The organism is Corynebacterium sp. HMSC055D05, assembly GCF_001810365.1.
Lineage (GTDB): Bacteria > Actinomycetota > Actinomycetes > Mycobacteriales > Mycobacteriaceae > Corynebacterium > Corynebacterium coyleae.
Map to the genome: position 1 here is coordinate 47,536 of NZ_KV801033.1, position 16,443 is coordinate 63,978.

Sequence of the window (16,443 nt, forward strand, 5' to 3'; positions counted from 1 at the left end):
TATACTAACGCGCATGCGTCCAGAGCTTTCTGATTATGCCCATCTCGCCGGCGGCAAGGTCCGCGAAATTTACGAAGTCGATGACAACACGCTGCTGATGGTGGCATCCGACCGTATTTCGGCGTTCGATTTCTCGCTCGAGCCGGCCATTCCGGACAAGGGGCGTATCCTCACCGCAACGTCGATGTTCTTCTTCGACCTGCTCGGCGATGTCCCCAACCATCTTGCGGGGCCGATTGACGACGAGCGCATTCCCGAAGAGGTCCTCGGTCGCGCCATGGTGGTCAAGAAGCTCGACATGGTGCCCTTCGAGTGCGTTGCGCGTGGTTACCTCACCGGCTCTGGCAAGAAGGAATACGACGCCACCGGTCGCGTGTGCGGCGTGAAACTAACGGAGGGCCTAACTGAGGCATCGAAGTTGCCTGAGCCGATTTTCACCCCGGCGACTAAGGCGGAGCAGGGCGACCACGACGAGAACGTCACCTTCGAGTTCGTGGCCAACAAGGTTGGTTCTGACCTGGCTGAGCGCCTGCGTGCGGCAACGCTGGATGTCTACACCCGTGCCGCCGAGTACGCGGAGACCAAGGGCATCATCCTCGCGGACACCAAGTTTGAGTTCGGTTTGGACGAAAACGGTGAGCTCGTGCTTGCCGACGAAGTCCTCACCCCGGATTCTTCCCGCTACTGGCCAGCCGACAGCTACGAAGAGGGCGTGGTCCAGCCGAGCTTTGACAAGCAGTACGTGCGCAACTGGCTGACAAGCTCGAAGTCCGGTTGGGACCCAGCCGATGGTGTGCAGCCGCCTGAACTGCCCGGATCCGTGGTGGAGGCCACCCGCGACCGTTACATCGAGGCCTACGAGCGCCTCAGTGGCCGACGCTTCTCTGAGTGGCCGGGGGAGCACGCGTAGGCTCTCCGGGTATGACTGCTCCGAAAGCTGCGAAGCACCCGATTACACGATCGTTCCACGGCCGCGACTTTGTCGACGACTACGAGTGGCTGCGGGACAAGGACAGCCCCGAGGTAATCAGTTACCTCGAGGCGGAAAACGCCTATACGGAGTCGAAGACTGCCGCTTGGACGGGTCTTGTCGACGACATCTACGCCGAGATCAAGTCCCGCATCAAGGAAACGGACATGTCCGTGCCGCAGCGCCAGGGCGACTGGTGGTACTACGGCCGCACCATTGAGGGCAAAAACTACGGCATTTCCTGCCGTGTGCCGACGCGTGACGAGCCGTGGACCCCGCCCGAGGTCAACGACCACATGGCGGACGAGCAGGTTCTGCTGGACATCAACGAACTGGCAGAAGGCCACGAGTTCTTCTCCCTGGGTGCCTCCTCGGTGGCCACGACCGGTCGTCTGTTGGCCTACTCCTACGACACTGAAGGCGACGAGCGCTTCACGCTGCGCATTAAGAACCTTGAGACGGGCGAGCTTCTCGACGACTGCCTCGACAACATCTTCTACGGCGCCACCTGGGCCGGCGAAGAGTACCTGTTCTACGTGCGTGTGGACGACGCTTGGCGCCCCCACCAGGTCTGGCGCCACAAGGTGGGCACCCCGGCCGAAGACGACGTGCTGATCTACGAAGAGACGGACGAGAAATTCGGCGTCGGTGTGGGGGCGGACCGCGCCGAGCGGTTCCTCATGATTGTGACGTCCTCTTCGCTGACCTCGGAGTACCGAGTGCTGGATTTGGACAACCCGACCGGTGAGTTTGAGGTGCTGTGGCCGCGCGAGTCCGGCATTGAGTACCACCCGGACTACTGCGTGGTGGACGGTAAAGAGCAGTGGGTGATCACCCACAACGCCCACGGGCCGAACTTCTGCGTGGCCACCACTCCTGTCGGTGAGCTGCCAGCGCTGCGGGATGTGGATGTGCTGGTGGAGCACTCCGATTCGATGCGTATCGAGGGCATCGATACGTACCGCGACTTCATGTTCATGGGCTATCGCCGGGGAGGGATTCCGCGGTTGGCGGTGTCGTCGCTAAGCAATGGCTTCGGCGAGTTCACCGAACTTGAGTTCTCTGAGGAGCTCTACACCGCGAGCCTCGGCGGTAACCCGGAGTGGGACGCGCCAGTGGTGCGCATCGTGTACTCCTCGTACACGCAGCCGTCGCAGGTCGTTGATTATGAGGTGGCGACCGGTGAGATGACGCTGCTGAAGGAACAGGAAGTCGAAGGCGGATACAACGCCGACGACTACGAGGCCTTCCGCGTGTGGGCCACCGCGAAGGATGGCGCGAAGGTGCCGGTATCCGTGGTGCGTCGCAAGGGTGTCACAGGCCCTGCACCGCTTTTGCTGTACGGCTACGGCTCGTATGAGGCGTCGATGGACCCGGGCTTCTCTGTAGCGAGGCTGTCGCTGCTGGATCGCGGCATGATCTGGGCGTGCGCCCACGTGCGCGGCGGCGGTGAGATGGGCCGCGGCTGGTACGACAACGGCAAGATGCTGCACAAGGTGAACACGTTCACCGACTTCATCGCGTGTGCCGACGCCGTAGTGGCCGAGGGGCTGACCACGCACGAGCAGATGGTCGCCGAAGGCGGTTCCGCAGGTGGCCTGCTGATGGGCGCGGTGGCGAACATGGCCCCGGAGAAGTTCGCCGGCATCCAGGCGATCGTGCCGTTCGTGGACCCGCTGACCTCCATCCTGAAACCCGAACTGCCGCTGACCGTCGGCGAGTGGGAGGAATGGGGCGACCCGTACCACGACGTCACCGTCTACGACTACATGGCTACATACGCCCCGTACGAGAACGTCAAGGCGCAGAACTACCCGGACATTCTGGCGATTACCAGCCTGAACGACACCCGTGTGCTCTACGTGGAGCCCGCGAAGTGGGTGGCAAAACTGCGCGAGGTAGCCACCGGTGGCGAGATCCTGCTCAAGACCGAAATGTCCGCAGGACACGGCGGCGTATCGGGCCGCTACGCGAAGTGGAAGCAGACCGCGTTTGAGTACGCGTGGACGTTGGTGAAGTCGGGCGCAGTCGACGAACCTGTGCGATAATCCCGGCTATGCCCGGCAGCCTGCTTGTCTCTATCTCGTCCATCTTCGACGCCACCTTGGACGACGTGACAAGCATGGTGCGCGACCTGGATAAGGAACGCGTGCCGGTGTCGCTGCTTGTGGCGCCGCATATCGACGCCACCTGGCACCTGGCCAAAGACACCACCACCAGGGGTTGGCTTGCAGAGCAGCGCGATGATCGCGCGCTGCTGCTCAACGGGTTCGACCAGGCGGTACAGGGCAGGCGCAGTGAGTTTGCCACCCTCGGTGCCCACGAAGCACGGCTGCGCTTAAAGGGGGCGACCCGTCAGATGGCTGCGCTGGGCTTTGACCTGGACATGTTTGCCCCGCCGCGTTGGCGCATGTCCGAGGGCACGCTTGAGGTGATGGGGGAGTTCGGGTTTGTGGTCGCGGCGTCGACGAAGGGGATCTACCGCCTAGCACGTGGCGAGTTTGCTCAGGCCCGCAACCTGTCGGTGGGTGAGGGCTACGGTGCGGCGAAGTGGTGGCGCCGAAACGTGATCAAGGCCGCCGGGCGCGGCGCGGAGAAAGGCAACACGATCCGCCTATCCGTGTCCGGGCGTGAGTTGGGGCAGAAGAAGGTGCGTCGCGACTTCCTCGCCGCGGCGGCTGCGGCCATCGAGGCTGGCGCAAAACCTGCCGACTACCGCGCCTTCAGGTAAGCGATCGCCCGGCACAGCAGGTAGATGCCGAAGGAGATAAACGCCACGAACACGCTCACCGGCACACCAGGGGCGAGCGAGAGCACCATGCCGCCGATCGCGGAAACCTCGGCGAACAGGATTGACAGCCATACCGCTCGTACCGGGTTGGCGGTGACTTGGGCGGCGGCCGCGCCGGGTGTGATCAGCATCGACATGACCAGCAGTGCGCCGACGATCTGTACCGACTGTGCGGAGGCAATGCCGACCAGCACCGCGAACACCAGCGCCATCGTGCGTACCGGGACACCGCACGCGGCTGCCATCACCGGATCCGCGGAGGCGAACAGTAGCGGGCGCCACAACACGACAACCGCGACGGCGACCAGGACCGTGGTTGCCGCCAACAGCATCACGTTCTGGGCGGACACACCCACGATCTGGCCGGTCAGAAGTGCCAGCGCACGGTTGGAGTTGCCGGGGTAGAGGTGGATAAACAGCACGGATAGGGCCATGCCGAAACTCATCGCCACGCCCACGGCGGAATCTTGCTGGCCTTTCAGCCCCAGCGCAGCGAGTACCAGCGCCGCCACGATCGCACCCGCGACCGCGCCGAATCCGACGTTGAGGCCGAACAACAGCGCGGCGGACGCGCCCATGAGCGCTAGCTCAGAGGTGGCGTGGACCGAAAACGACATCTGGCGCAGCACGATCAGTGGCGCCATCACGCCTGACAGGATGCCCAGAAACGCACACGCGATGAGCGTGGTCTGGACGAAGTCCTGGCCAAGCAGGTACGAGGTATCGGCGATAAACGTGCTCACAGGACCACCATCCGTCCGTCTACTTCCACAACGTCTACTCGTGTGCCGTAGAGCTCGCTAAGCACCTCCGAGCGCATCACCTCGGCCACGGGCCCGATGACGTGGCCCTCAGGTCCGATGTAGAGCACTCGGTCCACCACGTCGAGCACCGGGTTGATGGAGTGCGTCACGCACACTACGGCAGCTGGGTGCCCTGCTAAACGCTCAACAGTATCGCGTGCGCGGGCGGGGTCGAGGGAGAGCAGGGGTTCGTCGGCAAGCACAAGCTCCGGATCCTGTGCGAAGGCTTGTGCTTGGCGGATGAGCTGTTGCTGCCCACCGGAGAGGATGCCGACGCGGCGGTCGGCGAACGATTGCGCGCCGACGGAGGCAAGCTGCGCCTCGACGTCTTCTGGTTTTGTACGTTTCCCCATTGCAAGTTTGACCAGGTCACGCCCGCGAACGGGGAGGTCTTTGGGGAACATGTGTTGCTGCGGGATAAACCCGATGCGGCCGTGCACTTCCGCCGAGCCGTGCGTGAGGCGGCGGGTTCCCATGAACGTGCCTAACAGGGTGGATTTGCCCACCCCATTGGGGCCGAGCACCGCGATGAATTCGCTGCGTTCAATGGTCAGGTCGAGGCCCGACCACAACGGGTCGACGGCGGCGCCGCGTAGCTCAGCAATCAAATGTGTATGTCCTGACTAATGGTGGTGGAAGCTCGGCTCGGCGTTGTTGGCGATCTCCACGATTTGGTCCACGATCTTCTCAAAGTAGTCGAGGAAGTTCTCGCCTGCCGGGGAAGTTTCCCGAATCTCAACAATGGGGACATTTTTCATCTGCGCGACAGCGGCCAACCGTTCGGTGGCGCTGTTGGTGCTCTGTGGGTTGACGAAAAGCATGTCAATGTCGCCCTGTTTGATCTGGTTCAAAAACGCCGACACCGCAGCCGCAGACGGCTCCTGGTGGTTCAGGCTGGCCTTGACGTACTCCTCCGGGGTGATGTCGTGCAGTTCAGTGCCCCATACAAGCCCGGCGGCGATCGGCTCGGTCATGCCGATGTGCACGTGCGGCACGGAAGCGAGCTTCTCCTCGATTGCAGCAATTCGCGTATCGACGACCCCAGCATCCCCACCGGTACGCTGCGCCACCGCATCGGCTACCTCGCGGACCTTTGACGGTGCGAACCAGGCGTGCTCCAACTCGTCGAGGGACTCCGGCAGGTGATCGCTGTGGGCGTGCTCGTGCTCTGCGTGGTCGAGCAGCGGGATGGCGTGCACGATGCGGTCCTGCTCCGCGACGGTGTACAAGGCCGCGTCGTAGGCGCCACCATTAGCGACGACCGTCGCCGCCTCCTTGATACGAGACAGGTCCTTGGCGGACGGCTCGAAGTGGTGCGGGTCTACAGCGTCGCCGGTGATGATCGCATCCACGTCCTCCCCGGTCACGGCGGCGGCAACATCTGCCCACACCCCGGTGGTGGCGATGATGCCGGAACCTTCGGCCGCGTCTTCGGACTCCGTAGAGCATGCGGTCAGCGCGGTGCCTGCAAGAGTGAGTGCAGCCAGCGTGGCAAGGGTCTTGGCCTGAAAACGATTGTGCATACGCGGTATTCAATCACTATTGGAAACTGTTTTCAATCTGTTTCGGACGAAGAACCAGTGCTGCGAGCAGTGCCATCAACAACACCGCGCCCACAATCCACCCGGCGCGGAGGTACGACAACGACTGTGAGCTGGTGGCGTCGAAACCCACCTTCACCGGATTGTGATCGGAGGACCGGAATGGGGTCCCGGGCTCGTCGATGAGCGGTTCGTCGCTGTTGATCGCCCACACCAGGGAATCTTTCACGAGGTCCATCGCGGCATCGTTGGCCAGCACGTGGTCGAGTGAGCCTACCTTGTTGTCGTACTGATACGACGGGCGTTCCTGCGGGATCGTGGCGTAGCCGGCGTCGTTGAGCACGGCGATCGCGTCTTCTTGGGAGTAGGCGTTGAAGTCGCCAATGAGGAACGTGGGCAGGTCGCGCCAGTCGTCTTGCATGTCGAGGTGTTCCAGCAGCGTCCGCGACATGTCTGCGCGGAGTCGGGCGTTGTTGCCTTGGCCGTCGGCGGTGGCGTCGTCATTACGCGAGACTGTGCCCTTGGACTTGAAGTGGTTCACCACCGCAACAATGTGGTCACCGCCGGCGGCAGGCGCGAACTCCTGGGCGAGCGGCTGGCGGGCGATGCCGGTGAACGTGGAGTCATCGAAAATGCGCGACTGCCCAACCGGACGCACCTTCGCCGGCTGGTAAATAAACGCCACGCGGATCGCGTCTTCGCGAGTGCCAAGCTCGCTTGGCGACGACACCACCGCCCACCGATCCTCCCCCGCCGCAGCATTGAGCGCATCGACCAAGTGCTGCAACGTCTCGTCGCGCCGGGCGACATCACCTGTGGTGCGGGCGGTGTTCTCCACCTCCGACAGGCCGAGGATCGCGGTATCGAGCTGGTTGATCGCCGCGACCAGTTTCGCTTCTTGGAACGCGAATGCCTCGGCGTTGTGCGCGCCGCGGAATAGGTGGCAGTTGGTGCAGCCGTGCTCCGGGTCGATGTCGGGGAAGTGGGTGAAGTAGTTCATCACGTTGAAAAACCCGATGGACAAGTCCCCGCGTACCTTCGTTGGCGCATCGATGATGCCTGCGCGGGAATCGTCCCAGGTGATCGGCAGATCTTCGGCGCGGGTTTGACCGGTGATTGGGCGCAACGGCTGGAACGTCCAATCCCCGTTGTTGTAGCCCACCACCACATCTTGTTGGAAGGCCACGGTGTCGAATGTGCGGATGGACCTCGTGGGGGAAATGTACGGCAGTGGCATGTTGGGTTCTTTGGCGTAGTTGCGGGTGCGTCCGTCGTCGAGGTTGACGAACTCCGCCGCCTGCTGCGCGCTCATCCGCGCTACCTGGTGGGCGTCGGGGCGGATCTTTTCCGTGGGCCAAAAATGCGGCTCGGCGCCCGGTGCCAGACCCACGGTGCCGTACTGGCTGAGGTTGTCATTGCCGGTCACGGTGTAGGCGCCGGGCCTGACCAGCATGCCCTCGTAGGGCTCGCGGGCGGCGTCGCCCGCCGGGAGGGCATCGAGGGGGATGGGCGTTGGGGCGGGCAGGGCGTCGCTGAGACGCGAGATGCTGCTCGCCGAAATCTGGGTCTGGCCGTAGAACTCCTTCGCCGTGCCTTCCACCCGCACTGAATCGCCGTGGGCGGGGTAGTGGCCCTGCTTGCCCACGAACACGAAAATGCCGTCCGAGGCGTCACCGGGTTGTTTCGGCTGGCCGGATCCGCCCGACTGCATGAAGAAGCCGCGCTTACCGCCCTCGTCGTAGACCGCCGTGACCACGCCGGTGGTGATCACGGTCGATGACTCATATGGTGTGGTCGCGCCGGTGCCCTGGATCTCCGCGATGGTCAGCACACGCGGGTCTGCCTGTGCGATGCCGGAATTGCGCGGAGTGGGGGCACCCGCACGGAAATCGGCGGCGTTGTTGTCAGTATCCGCGCCATCGGTGACGCGCTGGATGGACAGTTGGTTCGTCGTCTTCTCGGCGGGTGTGCCCTCCGCGAGATCGGGTGGCGTATCACCCCAAGCCACACGGTCTACCTCGCCGTCCGCGTTGCGCAGCACCGCAACCGCACTCGTGGCAGAAAAGTTAAACGCGGCCTCACGGTCCGGCGCCGGCAGATCGGCTCCCGTCTCGCCGGAAACCCCGCTGATCAGGTAATACCCACCCGCCGGCACCACCCCGAACAACTCAACCACCGTGCCGGAGTTGCCCTTGGCGGAAAACTGCTCCAGCTCCCAGCCGTCGATTGAAACGTCCTGACCGGTGGGGTTGAACAGTTCCACAAAGTCCGCGTTCAGTAGCGCCTGCGCGTTGCTGCCGCCACCGTAGACCTCGTTGATCACCACCGCCTCAGCGTGTGGCGCAAGCGCGATGCTTAACGACGACACCAGAACCAACCACAGCAGACGAGCCCGAAACATTCCCTTAACGTAGCCGGTCATCCGATATTGCTGGACGCGTCTGTCCGTCCGATATACTCGCTGCCGTACCGCAAAGGTCGATCAACCTCCCGAAATGTGAAGGATTCTCATGGCACGAGTCGTCGTCAATGTCATGCCCAAGGCCGAAATTCTTGACCCCCAGGGTCAGGCGGTGCTGCGCGCACTGGGCCGCATCGGTGTCGAGGGGGTGAGCGACGTCCGCCAAGGCAAGCGATTCGAGATCGAGGTGGACGACTCCGTCACCGACGCCGAACTGCAGCGCATGGCGGAAACCCTGCTGACTAACACTGTGATTGAAGACTTCGAGGTTGTGCGATGAGCGCAACTATCGGAGTCATTACTTTTCCCGGCACCCTCGACGACGTTGACGCGCTGCGCGCCGTCCGCCTCGCCGGTGCCGAGCCGAAGCAACTCTGGCACGCCGACAACGACCTGACTGGCGTCGACGCCGTTGTCGTCCCGGGTGGCTTCTCCTACGGCGACTACCTGCGCTCCGGCGCGATCGCCGCGCAGGCCCCGATGATGGGCGCTGTTGTGGAGGCCGCGAAGAAGGGCATGCCGGTCCTTGGCATCTGCAACGGCTTCCAGATCCTCACCGAAGCCGGACTGCTGCCTGGCGCGCTGACCCGCAACCAGGGCCTGAACTTCCACTGCGTGGACACCTACCTCGAGGTAGCCAACACCGACACCGCATGGACCAGCCAGTTGGGCGAGCGCATCTACGTGCCCGCCAAGCACGGCGAAGGCCGCTTCCAGGCGTCCCCGGAAACCATCGAGGCGCTGGAGAAGGAAGGCCGCGTGGTCTTCCGCTACACCGACAACTTCAACGGCTCCATCAACGCAATCGCCGGCGTGACTAACGAAACCGGCCGCGTTGTGGGGCTCATGCCGCACCCGGAGCATGCGATTGAGACGCTCACCGGGCCGTCCACCGACGGGTTGGGCCTGTTCACTTCCGCCATCGACGCGATTTCGAAGATCGGAGCGTAAAAGACCATGACTGTGCACAACGACACTGTTGAAAACGCCGTCGACACCCCTGACCTTGAGCAGCCGTACGCGGAACTCGGGTTGCAGGATGACGAATACGCGAAGATCAAGGCAATCCTCGGCCGCCGCCCAACGGACGCGGAGCTCACGCTCTACTCCGTGATGTGGTCGGAGCACTGCTCCTACAAGTCCTCCAAGACGCACCTGCGTTACTTCGGTCAGACCATGACCGAGGAGATGGAAAAGAAGATCCTCGCCGGTATCGGTGAGAACGCTGGCGTGGTAGACATCGGAGACGGCGACGCCGTGACTTTCCGTGTGGAAAGCCACAACCACCCCTCCTTCGTCGAGCCGTACCAGGGTGCTGCCACCGGCATCGGCGGCATCGTCCGCGACATCATGGCCATGGGTGCCCGCCCGATCGCCGTGATGGACCAGCTCCGCTTCGGCCCGATCGACGCCGAGGACACCAAGCGCGTCCTTCCGGGCGTGGTCCACGGCATCGGCGGATACGGCAACTGCCTGGGCCTGCCGAACATCGGCGGCGAGACCGTCTTCGACGCCGCATACGCCGGCAACCCACTGGTCAACGCACTGTGCGTGGGCACCCTCAAGGTGGAAGACCTCCACCTCGCGTTCGCATCCGGCACCGGCAACAAGGTCATCCTGTTTGGCTCCCGCACCGGTCTCGACGGCATCGGCGGCGTGTCCGTGCTGGGCTCCGCCACCTTCGAAGAGGGCGAAGAGCGCAAGCTCCCGGCCGTCCAGGTGGGCGACCCGTTCGCGGAGAAGGTGCTCATCGAGTGCTGCCTCGAGCTCTACGCCGCAGGTGTGGTCGAAGGCATTCAGGACCTCGGCGGCGGTGGCCTGTCGTGTGCCACCTCCGAGCTGGCTGCATCCGGCGACGGCGGCATGACCGTCAACCTGGACAACGTGCCGCTGCGCGCTGAGAACATGTCCGCCGCAGAGATCCTCGCCTCCGAATCCCAGGAGCGCATGTGCGCCGTGGTGGCTCCGGAGGACGTGGATAAGTTCATGGAAATCTGCGCCAAGTGGGACGTGCTGGCCTCCGTCATCGGCGAGGTCACCTCCGACAAGGACCGCCTGCAGGTATTCCACAACGGTGAACTCGTGGTGGACGCGCCGCCGTCAACGATTGACGAGGGCCCGGTCTACGAACGCCCGTACGCACGTCCGGCGTGGCTGGATGAGGTGCAGGGCGGTGGTGTCGTCGATAAGCAGGCAACCATCAAGGACACCTGGCTGAAGATGGTCGCCTCCCCGGCGCTGTGCTCGCGCGACTTCATCACCGAGCAGTACGACCGCTACGTGCGCGGCAACACCGTGCAGGCCAAGTACGCCAACTCCGGTGTGCTGCGCATCAACGAAGAGACCAACCGCGGCGTTGCCGTCTCCGCCGACGCGTCGGGGCGCTACACCTACCTGGACCCGAATATGGGCGCACGCCTGGCGCTGGCAGAGGCCTACCGCAACGTCGCCGTCACCGGCGCCACCCCGTTTGCGGTAACCAACTGCCTGAACTTCGGCTCCCCGGAAAACCCGGACGTGATGTGGCAGTTCCGCGAAGCAGTCCACGGCCTGGCAGACGGCTCCGCCGAACTGGAAATCCCGGTCTCCGGCGGCAACGTCTCCTTCTACAACCAGACCGGCGAGACCCCGATCCTGCCGACCCCGGTTGTTGGTGTGCTCGGTGTCATCGAGGACGTTGCCCAGGCAATCCCGCACGCCCTGCCCGCAGATGAGGAGGACTACACCCTGGTCCTGCTCGGCGAAACCAAGGACGAGTTCGGCGGTTCCGTGTGGCAGGACATCTCCGGCGCTGGCCTGTCGGGCCTTCCGCCGCAGGTGGACCTTGCTAACGAGGAACGCCTTGCGCAGTTCCTCGGCGGCAACGCAGCCGGTGTAGCAGCAGCACACGACCTGTCCGAGGGCGGCCTGTCCCAGGCTGTGTTCGAGATGCTGCTCGGCTCCGACAAGGGCGCTGAGTTGAACCTCGAAGGCGTCCACGAGGACGCGTTTACCGCGCTGTTCTCCGAGTCCGCATCCCGCGTGCTCGTAGCAGTCTCTCGTGACCGCGCAGAAGCAGCGGTCGAGCGTGCTACCGCAGCCGGCATCCCGGTCGCAGTGCTTGGCGACACGGCTCAGGACGGTGTCCTGCGCGTCGCCGGCGAAGAAATCTCCGTGCAGGAGCTTGCCGATGCATGGGCTGCGACCATGCCGTCGCACTTCGCAGCCGCAACCGCGCCGAACGCGGCCGTCTAGTCCGTCCGCTGCATAGCCGGTGCCTGTTCCACAATGGGCACCGGCTCATATTGTGCGCGCAGGTCTTTCAGCGTCTGCGTGTGATCCCAGAGGCGCTTGTCCTCATCCGTTACCGGCGTGAACTTGCGTGCCGGCAGCGGGGTGCCGTCGATATCCATGCCGATGTAGGTAAACGTCGCGTGGATCGCATCCTTCAAGTTGTCGCGGCCACCACGCGGGTCGCCCGCGCGCAGGTGCACTGAGGTGTGAATGGAACGCGCATCCGTACGGGTGATGCGCGCATCCACCTCAATCAGGTCGCCGATGTGCACCGGGTGGTAGAAGCGAATACCACCCGCGTAGACGGCGACGGTGCGCTCGCCAGACCACTCCATGGTGCAGGCCGTGCCGGCCTCATCGATCCATTCCATGGCGGTGCCACCGTGGACGTTGCCGCCCCAGTTCACATCGGTTGGTTTCGCCATGAAGCGGTGCACGATGCGCTGCGCCGTGGAGTCGTCGGTGTATGTCTGCGACTCCATCTCCGCCTCAATGGCCTTGCGCAGGTCGATGCGCGACTTTGCTGCTTCGGCCACGCGGCGCTCCTCGGCGTTGGTCGGAACGAATGTCGGCACAGGCATGGACTTGCCAGTGTCCGGATCCTTTGCCACGAAAATGACCAGGCAGTCGCAGGCGCGGGTGAACACGCCCTCGCGCGGGTCGGCGGAAAGCACCTCGTTGACAATGTGCATCGAGGAACGGCCCGTCATGGCGATGCGCGAGCGCACCTCCACAATGTGGCCCGAAGGGATCGGGCGGGTGAAGTGAATGTGGCCCACATACGCGGTCACACAGTAGGTGGCGGACCACTGGGCGGCGCAAGCGTAGGCGGCCTTATCGATCCACTCCAGCACGCGACCACCGGAGACACCCTGTGCGCCGTAGTGGAGCACATCGGTGGGGGAGGCCATAAACCGCAGGGTGACGCGAGGGGAGCGTTCGGTAGCAACTACATGGGTTTTGGACATGCCGACACCTTAATATGGGTCCACATGGTGCAAAAGCAGGACCCGATACTGACACGCCAGGCCGTCGATGCGGTCAAAGCATGGATCGAGGGGGATGAGGAGTCGTCGAGAAGCGAGATTGCAAATGCTTGTCGACGAACCGCGCGCACCCTCGCCGAAGAACTCCCCGGCCACTCCGTGGAACTGCGCGTGCCCCCATTTGTGGCCGTGCAATGCGTCGAAGGCCCACGCCACACCCGCGGCACGCCGCCAAACGTGGTGGAGATGGATCCCCGCACCTGGATGCGACTGGCCACCGGTTTAACCACATTCGAGGAAGAACTCGCGCAGGGCAACGTGGACGCCTCCGGATCGCGTGCAGGCGAGATCGCGGCGGGTCTTCCAGTAATTGCCCTCCGCTGACATTCCTCGGATACAGTGTTTGTCGTGCATACGAAGAGCCCCACGGGGAAGACCAACTTCGAGAACAACGACGAACCACGCGACGAATGTGGCGTGTTCGGTGTCTGGGCACCGGGCGAGGACGTGTCCAAGCTGACCTACTTCGGCTTGTTCGCGCTGCAGCACCGCGGCCAGGAAGGCGCCGGCATTGCCGTAGGCGACAAGGACAACGTCGTGGTGTTTAAAGACACCGGCCTGGTCAGCCAGGTCTTTGACGAACCTGTCCTGGAGGCGTTGCAGGGCGATGTGGCGATCGGCCACACCCGCTACTCCACAGCTGGCGGGAACTCCTGGGAAAACGTCCAGCCGATGTTCCGCACCTCGCCCAATGGCACCGACATTGCGTTGGCGCACAACGGCAACCTGGTGAACTTCAAGGAACTCGAAGAAGAAGCGATCGAGCGCAAGCTCATCCCGGCGTCGGGCGTGGACGGACAGGGCTCGTCCTCAGACACCGCTGTGGTGTCTGCGTTGCTGGCGGATCTGGTTACTGAGGACAAGACGCTTCTCGACGCCGCACGGGAACTCCTCCCACGCGTCGAAGGCGCATTCTGCTTCATGGTCACCGACGGCCAGACCCTCTACGCCGCGCGCGACCCGCACGGCGTGCGCCCGCTGTCGCTGGGCCGCCTCGACGGCGGTTGGGTGATCGCCTCCGAGACGTGTGCGTTGGACATCGTCGGCGCCTCGTTCGTGCGCGATATCGAGCCGGGCGAGCTTGTGGCGATTGATAACGCGGGCGTCCACTCCGAACGCTTCGCCGAGACCCCGAAGGCGCACTGCGTGTTCGAGTACGTCTACGTCGCCCGCCCCGACTCCATCATCGACGGCCAGACCGTCAACCTGTCGCGCATCGAGATCGGCCGCCGTCTCGCCCGCGTCACCCCGGTGGACGGCGACCTGGTAATGCCGGTGCCCGAATCCGGCACCCCCGCCGCCATCGGCTACGCGGAAGAGTCCGGCATCCCGTTCAAGCAGGGCCTGATGAAGAACGCCTATGTCGGCCGCACCTTCATTCAGCCGTCGGACACCCTGCGTCAGCTGGGCCTGCGCCTGAAGCTGAACCCGGTGCGCGAGGTCATCGAGGGCAAAAAGCTCATCGTTGTCGACGACTCCATCGTGCGCGGCAACACCCAGCGCAAACTCATCCGCATGCTGCGCGAAGCCGGCGCCGCCGAGGTGCACGTGCGTATCGCGTCGCCGCCGGTGAAGTGGCCGTGCTTCTACGGCATCGATTTCGCAAGCCCCGGCGAACTCATCGCCAACCACGGCCGTACTGATTCCGATGAGGCGATCGCGGAGTCGATCCGCACCATGATCGGGGCGGACTCGCTCGCGTTCGTGCCTATCGACGACATGATCGCCTCCACGAACCAACACGAAGACAACCTTTGTGCCGCCTGCTTTACAGGCAAATACCCCCTGGGGCTGCCCGACGGTAACCCCAACGCCGACCTTGTCCGACGCATCCAGAAAGGTGCTGAAGCCTAATGACCACTGAGCAGACCCCAGTTTCCTACGAGGCCGCCGGCGTATCCATCGAGGCCGGCGATAAGGCCGTCGAACTGTTCGCCCCGCACGCCAAGCGCGCCACCCGTCCTGAGGTTCGTGGCAGCCTCGGCGGCTTTGCCGGCCTGTTCGCGCTGGGCAAGTACAAGGAGCCACTGCTGGCAGCAGGCTCTGACGGCGTGGGCACCAAGCTGGCCATTGCGCAGGCGATGGACAAGCACGACACCATCGGTATCGACCTCGTCGCAATGTGCGTAGACGATCTTGTCGTCTGTGGTGCCGAGCCGCTGTTCCTGCAGGACTACATCGCTATTGGCAAGGTCGTGCCGGAGAAGGTCGCCGAAATCGTCGGCGGCATCGCCGAGGGATGCGTCCAGGCTGGCTGTGCTCTGCTCGGCGGCGAGACCGCTGAACACCCCGGCGTGATGGAGCCGGACGACTACGACGTTTCCGCCACCGCCGTCGGTGTCGTTGAGGCCTCGGAACTGCTTGGTCCTGAAAAGGTCCGCGAGGGCGACATCATCATCGGTATGGCATCGTCTGGCCTGCACTCCAACGGCTACTCCCTGGCCCGCCACGTGCTTCTCGAGCGCGCCGGCCTGCCCCTGGACGCCGAGATGGAAGAGCTGGGCCGCACGCTTGGCGAGGAACTTCTCGAGCCAACCCGCATCTACGCACTCGACTGCCTAGAACTGGCCGCCGAGTGCGAGGTCCGCACGTTCTGCCACGTCACCGGCGGTGGCCTGGCAGGCAACATGGAACGCATCATTCCTGAGGGCCTTGTCGCAGAGATGCACCGCAACACCTGGACCCCAGGTCCGATCTTCCGCACCATCAAGTCCGTCGGCCAGGTCCCGGACGAGGAGATGGAGAAGACCTTCAACATGGGCGTCGGCATGACTGCCGTCGTTGCCGAGGAAGACCGCGATCGCGCCCTGGCCATCCTGGCCGCCCGTCACGTGGATGCGTGGGTGCTCGGCGAGGTCCGCGCCACCAGCGAAGGCGACGAGAAACGCGCCGTGCTGACAGGCTCCCACCCGCAGTACTAAACGCGATCGCTAGGCCTGTTTTCGGGCTGATACGAGGATTCGTTCTCGTATCAGCCCGTTTCTGCTTTTGGGGGCGGTGTCTTTTGCTGGTCGTCTAGCTGGTCTCGTGATGTTGCTAGACGGTCTCGTTTCGACGGCTCCAAACCCCCAGGTGGTGTTGAGGGTCATTGTCACTATGGAGCTGATCGTCTGGTTGGCGTTTCGGGGAGCTAGACGATGGTCGTTGTGGCGGCGCAGACGGGCGTGAAACACCCTGTTTTCGTGTCTTGAGCGCTGTTGTTGCGTGCCTGCTCCTAAAACGGGGGTAATTTGCGGGGGTAAGCAGGTGGTGCAGATTGCTGAACAATCCGCACGTCACACCCATTTCGAGCCGTTTTCACAGTCGTTGAACAATCCTTCCGACCATTTCCGGGTCGTTTTGAAGTGCTGTTCCGGCATTTCCCCAGGTCGCGATCTGGCAGGGCGGGTGTTGGCTGAAAACACCCTTAAAGCGCATACTATGCATGCATAAAGATTGTTCAACGAAGTGCACCCAAGGCAAATCAGATCGTTCAACAACCCTTCGCCTCGGTCTGGAATGTGGGTTGGATTGGTGAACAATCCAGACGTTAACCAGGGTGAAAGCGTTGAACAATCC

General features: G+C 63.5%; 15 protein-coding genes. 9 read left to right on the plus strand and 6 right to left on the minus strand.

Translation table 11 applies throughout. The features are described from left to right. Positions 1-13: 13 nt before the first annotated feature. From HMPREF2734_RS01940 to HMPREF2734_RS01950, 3 genes are read left to right on the plus strand one after another with little or no spacing between them, the layout of a single operon-like run. Positions 14-910, plus strand: a complete 897-nt coding sequence (locus HMPREF2734_RS01940; RefSeq protein WP_070568779.1) for a phosphoribosylaminoimidazolesuccinocarboxamide synthase — start codon at positions 14-16, stop codon at positions 908-910. An 11-nt stretch (positions 911-921) separates the two neighbouring features. After that, complete coding sequence (locus HMPREF2734_RS01945; protein ID WP_070568782.1) at positions 922-3,018, plus strand: S9 family peptidase; 2,097 nt, start codon at positions 922-924, stop codon at positions 3,016-3,018. A gap of 8 nt (positions 3,019-3,026) precedes the next feature. After that, the gene (locus HMPREF2734_RS01950; RefSeq protein ID WP_070568785.1) at positions 3,027-3,701 is read left to right on the plus strand and encodes a DUF2334 domain-containing protein; all 675 of its coding nucleotides are present in this window, start codon (positions 3,027-3,029) and stop codon (positions 3,699-3,701) included. Here the strand turns inward: HMPREF2734_RS01950 and HMPREF2734_RS01955 are convergent. Genes HMPREF2734_RS01955 through HMPREF2734_RS01970 form a run of 4 tightly spaced genes read right to left on the minus strand, consistent with a single transcriptional unit; the run spans position 3,683 to position 8,506 of the window. Then, positions 3,683-4,504, minus strand: coding sequence for a metal ABC transporter permease (locus tag HMPREF2734_RS01955; protein WP_070568787.1), 822 nt, complete (start codon positions 4,502-4,504; stop codon positions 3,683-3,685). The two genes, HMPREF2734_RS01950 and HMPREF2734_RS01955, sit on opposite strands and share 19 nt — an antisense overlap. Next, positions 4,501-5,172 (minus strand): metal ABC transporter ATP-binding protein, encoded by a 672-nt coding sequence (locus tag HMPREF2734_RS01960; RefSeq protein WP_070568790.1) that lies wholly within the window; start codon positions 5,170-5,172, stop codon positions 4,501-4,503. Before HMPREF2734_RS01960 ends, HMPREF2734_RS01955 begins: the two co-directional genes overlap by 4 nt. A gap of 15 nt (positions 5,173-5,187) precedes the next feature. Beyond that, on the minus strand, positions 5,188-6,087 hold the full coding sequence (locus HMPREF2734_RS01965) for a metal ABC transporter solute-binding protein, Zn/Mn family (RefSeq protein WP_083308027.1): 900 nt from the start codon (positions 6,085-6,087) through the stop codon (positions 5,188-5,190). A gap of 16 nt (positions 6,088-6,103) precedes the next feature. Beyond that, positions 6,104-8,506 carry an ExeM/NucH family extracellular endonuclease gene (locus tag HMPREF2734_RS01970; protein WP_083308028.1) on the minus strand — a complete coding sequence of 801 codons (2,403 nt, stop codon included), beginning with the start codon at positions 8,504-8,506 and terminating at the stop codon, positions 6,104-6,106. 109 nt (positions 8,507-8,615) lie between these two features. On the opposite strand from HMPREF2734_RS01970, the gene purS reads away from it, so the two are divergent. Genes purS through purL form a run of 3 tightly spaced genes read left to right on the plus strand, consistent with a single transcriptional unit; the run spans position 8,616 to position 11,800 of the window. After that, the gene (gene purS / locus HMPREF2734_RS01975) at positions 8,616-8,846 is read left to right on the plus strand and encodes a phosphoribosylformylglycinamidine synthase subunit PurS (protein WP_070422519.1); all 231 of its coding nucleotides are present in this window, start codon (positions 8,616-8,618) and stop codon (positions 8,844-8,846) included. Next, positions 8,843-9,517 carry a phosphoribosylformylglycinamidine synthase subunit PurQ gene (gene purQ, locus HMPREF2734_RS01980; RefSeq protein WP_070450214.1) on the plus strand — a complete coding sequence of 225 codons (675 nt, stop codon included), beginning with the start codon at positions 8,843-8,845 and terminating at the stop codon, positions 9,515-9,517. The genes purS and purQ overlap by 4 nt, the downstream gene beginning before the upstream one ends. A 6-nt stretch (positions 9,518-9,523) precedes the next feature. Continuing rightward, complete coding sequence (purL, locus tag HMPREF2734_RS01985; RefSeq protein ID WP_070568797.1) at positions 9,524-11,800, plus strand: phosphoribosylformylglycinamidine synthase subunit PurL; 2,277 nt, start codon at positions 9,524-9,526, stop codon at positions 11,798-11,800. Here purL and HMPREF2734_RS01990 read toward each other — a convergent pair. Then, positions 11,797-12,807: an acyl-CoA thioesterase gene (locus HMPREF2734_RS01990; protein WP_070422522.1), complete on the minus strand. Its 1,011-nt coding sequence runs from the start codon at positions 12,805-12,807 to the stop codon at positions 11,797-11,799. The genes purL and HMPREF2734_RS01990 overlap by 4 nt on opposite strands. A gap of 24 nt (positions 12,808-12,831) precedes the next feature. On the opposite strand from HMPREF2734_RS01990, the gene HMPREF2734_RS01995 reads away from it, so the two are divergent. From HMPREF2734_RS01995 to purM, 3 genes are read left to right on the plus strand one after another with little or no spacing between them, the layout of a single operon-like run. Next, on the plus strand, positions 12,832-13,209 hold the full coding sequence (locus tag HMPREF2734_RS01995) for a sterol carrier family protein (protein WP_070422523.1): 378 nt from the start codon (positions 12,832-12,834) through the stop codon (positions 13,207-13,209). 15 nt (positions 13,210-13,224) lie between these two features. Continuing rightward, positions 13,225-14,739, plus strand: a complete 1,515-nt coding sequence (purF, locus tag HMPREF2734_RS02000) for an amidophosphoribosyltransferase (RefSeq protein ID WP_070422524.1) — start codon at positions 13,225-13,227, stop codon at positions 14,737-14,739. Further along, positions 14,739-15,806, plus strand: a complete 1,068-nt coding sequence (purM, locus tag HMPREF2734_RS02005; protein ID WP_070483391.1) for a phosphoribosylformylglycinamidine cyclo-ligase — start codon at positions 14,739-14,741, stop codon at positions 15,804-15,806. The genes purF and purM overlap by 1 nt, the downstream gene beginning before the upstream one ends. Before the next feature lie 376 nt (positions 15,807-16,182). Here the strand turns inward: purM and HMPREF2734_RS12140 are convergent. Then, positions 16,183-16,443: hypothetical protein (locus tag HMPREF2734_RS12140; RefSeq protein ID WP_210384717.1), on the minus strand; the 261-nt coding region annotated here is incomplete at its 5' end.